At 66.9% G+C, this 6187-nt stretch carries 7 protein-coding genes; 4 read left to right on the top strand and 3 right to left on the bottom strand.

Going from position 1 to position 6187, the window contains the following annotated elements; all coding sequences use genetic code 11:
* The coding region (locus tag MRY84_RS00105) for an ABC transporter permease (protein WP_291503742.1) at positions 1–783 on the top strand (783 nt) is incomplete at its 5' end.
* Positions 784–948: 165 nt separating this feature from the next.
* Complete coding sequence (locus MRY84_RS00110; protein ID WP_291503743.1) at positions 949–1587, top strand: LysE family translocator; 639 nt, start codon at positions 949–951, stop codon at positions 1585–1587.
* A gap of 76 nt (positions 1588–1663) precedes the next feature.
* Here MRY84_RS00110 and MRY84_RS00115 read toward each other — a convergent pair whose 3' ends face one another.
* On the bottom strand, positions 1664–2047 hold the full coding sequence (locus MRY84_RS00115) for a VOC family protein (RefSeq protein ID WP_291503744.1): 384 nt from the start codon (positions 2045–2047) through the stop codon (positions 1664–1666).
* Between the two features lie 120 nt (positions 2048–2167).
* Between MRY84_RS00115 and MRY84_RS00120 the strand changes: the two genes are divergently transcribed.
* Positions 2168–3436 (top strand): amidohydrolase family protein, encoded by a 1269-nt coding sequence (locus MRY84_RS00120; RefSeq protein WP_291503745.1) that lies wholly within the window; start codon positions 2168–2170, stop codon positions 3434–3436.
* A 194-nt stretch (positions 3437–3630) separates the two neighbouring features.
* Positions 3631–4284 carry a hypothetical protein gene (locus MRY84_RS00125; RefSeq protein ID WP_291503746.1) on the top strand — a complete coding sequence of 218 codons (654 nt, stop codon included), beginning with the start codon at positions 3631–3633 and terminating at the stop codon, positions 4282–4284.
* Between the two features lie 106 nt (positions 4285–4390).
* On the opposite strand, the gene MRY84_RS00130 is transcribed toward MRY84_RS00125, so the two are convergent.
* Both MRY84_RS00130 and MRY84_RS00135 read right to left on the bottom strand, forming a co-directional pair.
* Positions 4391–5032: a DUF1569 domain-containing protein gene (locus tag MRY84_RS00130; protein ID WP_291503747.1), complete on the bottom strand. Its 642-nt coding sequence runs from the start codon at positions 5030–5032 to the stop codon at positions 4391–4393.
* A gap of 192 nt (positions 5033–5224) precedes the next feature.
* A partial coding sequence (locus MRY84_RS00135) for a GGDEF domain-containing protein (protein WP_291503748.1) occupies positions 5225–6187 on the bottom strand: 963 nt, incomplete at its 5' end.

Below are 6187 nucleotides of genomic sequence, written 5' to 3' on the forward strand. Positions count from 1 at the left end.
ATGGTGGCAGGCGCCTTCACCGGCTGGCTCACCGTCTATGCAGGCCACGGGCTGTGGACGGGGGTGCTGGTGGCGGCGCTCACCGGCGCTGTCTTCGGGCTGCTGCACGCCTGGCTCACGGTGGGTCTGGCGCTGTCGCAGCACGTGTCGGGCCTCGGCATCACCCTGCTGGCCACGGCGCTCAGCTACTACGGCTACCGCGTGAGCTTCCCCAAGGTGAACACGCCGCCTACCATCGAGCCCTTTGCGCCCATGGAGTGGCTGAGTATTCCCATCCTGTCGGCGCAGACGCCGCTCACGCTCCTGGCGCTGCTGCTAGTGCCGCTGCTCGCCTGGTTGCTGCTGCGCACGCCCCTGGGCCTGGCCGTGCGCATGGTGGGCGAGAACCCGCAGGCGGCCGAGGGCCAGGGCATCTCCGTGGCGGCCACACGCACGGGCGCCATCGTGGCGGGCTCTGCCTTGATGGGTGTGGCAGGGTCGTTCCTCACGCTGTCGGCTTTCAACGCGTTTTTCTTCAACATGATCAACGGGCGCGGCTGGATCTGCGTGGCCCTGGTGGTATTTGCATCATGGCGGCCCGGCAAGGCGCTGGTGGGCGCCCTGCTCTTTGCCTTCTTCGACGCGCTGCAGTTGCGGCTGCAGCAGGCGGGCGATGCGTGGCTGCCGTACCAGGTGTATTTGATGCTGCCTTACCTGCTGTCCATCCTGGCCCTGGTGCTGGTGGCGCGCAAGGCAGCGTACCCCCAGGCGCTGATGAAGCCCTACCGCAAAGGAGAGCGTTGAAAGAGCAGTCCCCCGAGCGGCTGCGCCACCTCCCCCCGCTCTCGTGCTTCGCACGGGAAGGGGGACGCAGTCAGACCAGCGGGGGGCCCTTGCGCGGCGTCCGCTGGTCTGCGCCGTGCCAGTTTCGTGCAACGCGCGCCATACTCCGCGCAATGGAGGATCAACATGCCGACTTACCAAACCCTGCTGATGTTTGCTGTCGCCTCGCTGGCGTTGGCGGTGATTCCCGGCCCCACCATGCTGCTGGCCCTGGCCAACGGCATGGCGGGCGGCATGCGGCGCGCGGCCTGGGGCATGGCCGGCGCGGGCCTGGGCGCTGGCATTCTGATCGCCGTGGTAGCGGTGGGGCTGGGCTCGCTGCTCAACGCATCCGCCACGCTGTTCAACGTGGTGCGCGTTGTGGGGGTGCTGTACCTGCTGTGGCTGGCAGTGCAGCTGTGGCGCAGCCCGCCAGTGAATGTGCAGGCCGCGCTGGCCCATGTGCCCGGCCAGCAGGCCGTGGGGCGCGCTGCCTTTGTGCGCAGCCTGGGCGTGGCATTGTCCAACCCCAAGACGCTGCTGTTCTTTGCCGCCTTCTTGCCGCAGTTCGTGGACCCTGCCCAACCGCAGGCGCCGCAATATGCGGTTCTGGGCACCCTGTTCGTAGGGTTGGATACGCTGGTCATGGTGGCCTATGCCGCGGCGGGCTGGCAGGCTGTGCGCTGGCTGTCTCAGCGGGGGCTGCGTTGGCTCAACCGCAGTTGTGCCGTCGGCATGGGCGTGCTGGCAGCTCTGCTCGCCGGCTACCGGCGCCACGGTGCGTGAGAAGCTGGCGGGCCAGCGAGTGGTGACTCAGCCTGGACACGGCCCCTCGCAACGTGTGGGGGCACTTCACACCGCCTCAGGCGCCCATGGGCGTGCACAGTTCCACCAGCGCGCCATTGATGTCGGCCACATAAGCCACGGTCTGGCCCCAGGGCATCTGCTCGGGTGCCTGCACCAGCCGCGCACCCGCATCCACGGCGCGCTGCAGGGCGGCGGCCACATCGGGGGTAGTGAAGGCGATCTCGAAGCTGGGCGCATCGGCCGACGCGCGCTGGGGGTTCTTGCCCAGTTCCACCATCAGCCGCAGGGAGGCAAAAGCCAGCGAGGTGGCGCCCGTGTCCAGTTCGCCAAAATCACCTGCCTCGTGCACGAAACGCCGTACAAAGCCGAAGGCCTGTTCGTAGAAGGCGATGGTTTTGGGAACGTCTTCAACGTAGAGAATGGTGTAGCCGAATTTCATGAAGGTTGCCTTTCAAAGAATCGTTGGAACGAAATGACGGATGACTGGATGCCCCAGCGAGATTAGGCTCCCGACCCGCCCTTGTCTTGGATAAACCCGACAGCACCGCCCCGCCTCACCATGCTCGACCTGCTCATCACCCATGCCACCCTGCCCGACGGCCGCCTGAACATGTCCATCGCCGTGCAAAGCGGCCGCATCACCGAAGTGACCGAGGGCCTGCAAGCCCCTGCGCACGAGACGGTGAATGCGGGGGGCTTGCTGGTCAGCCCCCCGTTCGTCGATGCGCATTTCCACATGGATTCGGCCCTAAGCTACGGCCAGCCGCGCGTGAACGAAAGCGGCACGCTGCTCGAAGGCATCGCGCTGTGGGGCGAACTCAAGCCCACGCTGACGCACGAGGCCATTGTCGAACGGGCCCTGCGCTATTGCGACGTGGCGGTGGCGCGCGGGCTGCTGGCCATCCGCAGCCATGTGGATACGAGCCATCCAAGCCTGCTGCCCGTGCAAGCCCTTCTGGATGTGAAGCAGCGCGTGGCCCCCTACCTCGACCTGCAGCTGGTAGCCTTTCCGCAAGACGGCGTGCTGCGCGCGCCGGGAGGGCTCGACAACCTGAGGCGCGCGCTGGACCTGGGCGTGGACGTGGTGGGCGGCATCCCCCACTTCGAGCGCACCATGGCCCAGGGGGCCGAGAGCGTGAAGATCCTGTGCGAACTGGCGGCCGAACGCGGCAAGCGCGTGGACATGCACTGCGACGAATCGGACGACCCGCACTCGCGCCATGTGGAAACCCTGGCGTATGAAACCCAGCGCCTGGGCCTGCACGGCCGCGTCACAGGCTCGCACCTCACCTCCATGCACAGCATGGACAACTACTACGTGAGCAAGCTCATCCCCCTGATGGCCGAAGCCGACCTGGGCGTGGTGGCCAACCCGCTCATCAACATCACCCTGCAGGGCCGCCACGACACCTACCCCAAGCGACGGGGCATGACCCGCGTGCCCGAGCTGATGGCCGCAGGCCTGACGGTGGCGTTTGGCCACGACTGCGTGCTGGACCCGTGGTACAGCGGCGGCAGCGCCGACATGCTGGAGGCAGCACACATGGGCCTGCATGTTGGGCAGATGACCAGCCAGGCCGCGATGCGCCAGTGCTTTGACGCCGTGACCGTGAATCCCGCACGGCTGCTGGGGCTGGAAGGCTACGGCATCGCCCCAGGCTGCCATGCCGACTTTGTGCTGCTGCACGCCCGCAGCCCGGTGGACGCCATCCGCCTGCGTGCGCAGCGCCTGGGCGTGTGGCGGCGCGGCCGGCGGGTAGCCGGCCAGCCCGCTCCCATTGCGGAGCTGTGCCTGGCCGGGCGGCCGGGGAGCGTGGACTTCCTGTGACCTGACGTCTTCCCCTTCTCCCGGCCCACTTCGTCGCGCTTGCGCATGATCCACCCCTTGCAGGCAACTGAGCCCATTCGGCTGGGGGCAAGAGCGGCTTCGCACCCCGCGCCCCAAAGCTGCGGCAGTCATCCATCGACCTGCGCCTTTCTCCCTAACCCAGCATCCCGCCTGCGCGCTGAAACAGGAGCCCCATGACTGCCGACACCATCCCACTTCTTTCAAACACCCTGACTTGGCTGCTGGGTCGCCCGTTGCGCCCGGAAGACGGCGTGCCAGAGGCCGAACTGGCAGCCGCCTGCCACAGTCTCGGGTGCCCGGTACCCCCTGCCCTGCATGACTTCTATGCGGCCGTGGGCCGCCATGCAGGTTTGATGGATGGTTTTCAGCGGTTTGCGCCGTTGCAAGACTGGGAGTGCCTGGACGGCAAGCTGCTGTTTCTGGAAGAGAACCAGGCCGTGTGCTGGTGGGCCGCCGATGCCCAGCAACGCGTCTGGCAGACCGCCGATCTGGACGCACCCGACTGGCACGAGGAGCCCGCGGCACTGGACGGCTTCTTGCACGCCACCGCCTACTACCAGATGGCCCAGGGTGGCTACCCATTCTGCGGCATGCGCGCGAGCGGGCTCTCGGCCCCTGGAGAGCTGGCCTCGCTGCTTGAGGCCATGCACGCGCAGCCCGTGGTAGATCTGGCGGGGCTGCGCATCTTTACCGTGGGGCCGCAGGCGCTGGTGTGGTACCTGCACACCGACGACAAGCTTGCAGAACCGGGCCTGTTCCTGAGCGTCCTGGACGCTGATCGCTTTGATGCACTTTGCGCCCAGTGGAGCTTTGACGATCTGGGCTGAAGCGCCGCGAATCCGGCATGGCAACAAACAGGGTGCTGGCGCTGTATCGACAAGCGTTTGAAGCTATATTATTGATAGCAATCAACCGCTTTTCGCCCTGAATCGCTCATCCGCCGCGCACCTCAAACGCCGAGAGATGGTTGGCCAGATGCATGGCGTGCGCCTGCTCGTATTGCACCTTGCTCAGTGGCCCGTAGGCAAAGTGCGGGTGCAGTGGGCCGGCGTGGATCGCAAAGCCCTGCACGGCTTGGCGCAGCCGGACCAGGGCGGCTGAAGCGTCGGGCACGGCCGCGTCCAGCGCCGGCGCGCCGGGGATCGGCTCGGCCAGGTTGTGGTTCATCCGCCCCCGCAGGGCAAACACGTGAAATGCCGCGGCACCCAGTGTGTTCTGGAACAGCACCGACCTAGGGGCCGGGAAGCCCGACAGCGAATACTCAATGCTCTGCGCGCAATGCACCAGCGTCTGCGACCAGTTCCAGGCCGTGACCGGCTCCAGCGCACGCACTCCGGCAGCCGAGAGGCGCTCTACCTCTCGCATGGCCTCGCCCAATACCGCAAAGACCAGTTGACGCCCCTCGCCAGCGCGGTAGGCCAGATACCCGCCACCCGCAGCCACGCCAGCCCCGGCGACGAGCACTCCACGCCGCAGGAACGAACGGCGAGAGGCTGAAGGGACCAGAGAAGCGAACCGGTGATGGCCCGGAGTGCCAGAAACGCCAGAAGCGTCATCGCGAGGAGAGGTGTTCATGCGAATGGGCGGCGTGGGGTTGGCAGGGATGCGCTGGCACTGTTCGGACGCAGCCCGCCATTTTGCGGGAGGACCAAGCCGGGCCCGCCAACTGCGCGTCGTGCAGCCGACACAGAAGCCACACCGCCAACATCAGCTGCAGATGCAGATGCAGCGACAACAGCGGCGATAGCCCGAAGCCGCGTGGTCTGGCTACGCCCCCACGCAGGCGCCCTGTACCTGCAACTGGGAAATCTCGACGCGGTTGCGCCCGCGCTCCTTCGCGGCATACATCGCGGCATCCGCCCGCTGCAGCGCCGTCTGCGCGGTGTCGCCCGTGCTGGCCAGCGCCACGCCGATGCTCACCGTCATCGAGAGACTGCGGCCCTCGACCTCCAGCGGATGGGCCTCTACCAAGGCTCTGAGCCGCTCGGCCACCGTGAGTCCCCCTGCACTGTCGACATCCGGCAGAAAGATGGCAAATTCCTCGCCGCCCAGCCGGCCGATGATGTCTTCCTTGCGCAGGCAGCGGTGCGCCAGCTCAACGAAGTGCCGCAGCGCTTCGTCGCCCCGTTGGTGCCCCCAGGTGTCATTGATCCTCTTGAAGTGGTCCAGATCGATCAGCAGTACCGGCAACGTCGTCTGCATGCGCTGCGCCCGGCTCAGCGCCTTGTCCAGCAGGGTGAGGAAGGCCCGCCGATTGAAGACGCCCGTGAGCGCGTCGACCTCCGCCAGGCGCCGTAGCTCGGTGGTGGCGAACTCGTTGGTCAGCACCAGCACGCAAAAGGCAATGAGCACCAGCGCCACCGTGGCCTCCAGCGTCACAAACTGCGAAAGCTGCGCCAGCAGGCCGGTTTGCGTCTCCGTTGATGATTGGGCCGCCAGCCTGAAAAGCAAAGGCCGAATGAGCACCCAGACACCATGGACCACCATCACACCGGCCAGCAGATACCGGGCGGGTACTTGGCGAAGGCCCCCATGCGCCAGAGTGCGCGCCGTGAGCAGGAAGCAGGTGCCCGAAAACAGGCCCATCAACGCAAACCGCGCACCCGGGTTCGGCTGGGCCGCGGTGAAGTACACCGACAGCACCAGCAACACCGCCACGGCCCCCACGGCATGGCGGGTGCGGACGGCGGGCTGGCCCATGTAGGCCCGGCTGCCTTGCCAGCACAGCAG

Origin of the sequence: Acidovorax sp. (assembly GCF_022763525.1) — a bacterium.
Lineage (GTDB): Bacteria > Pseudomonadota > Gammaproteobacteria > Burkholderiales > Burkholderiaceae_C > Acidovorax.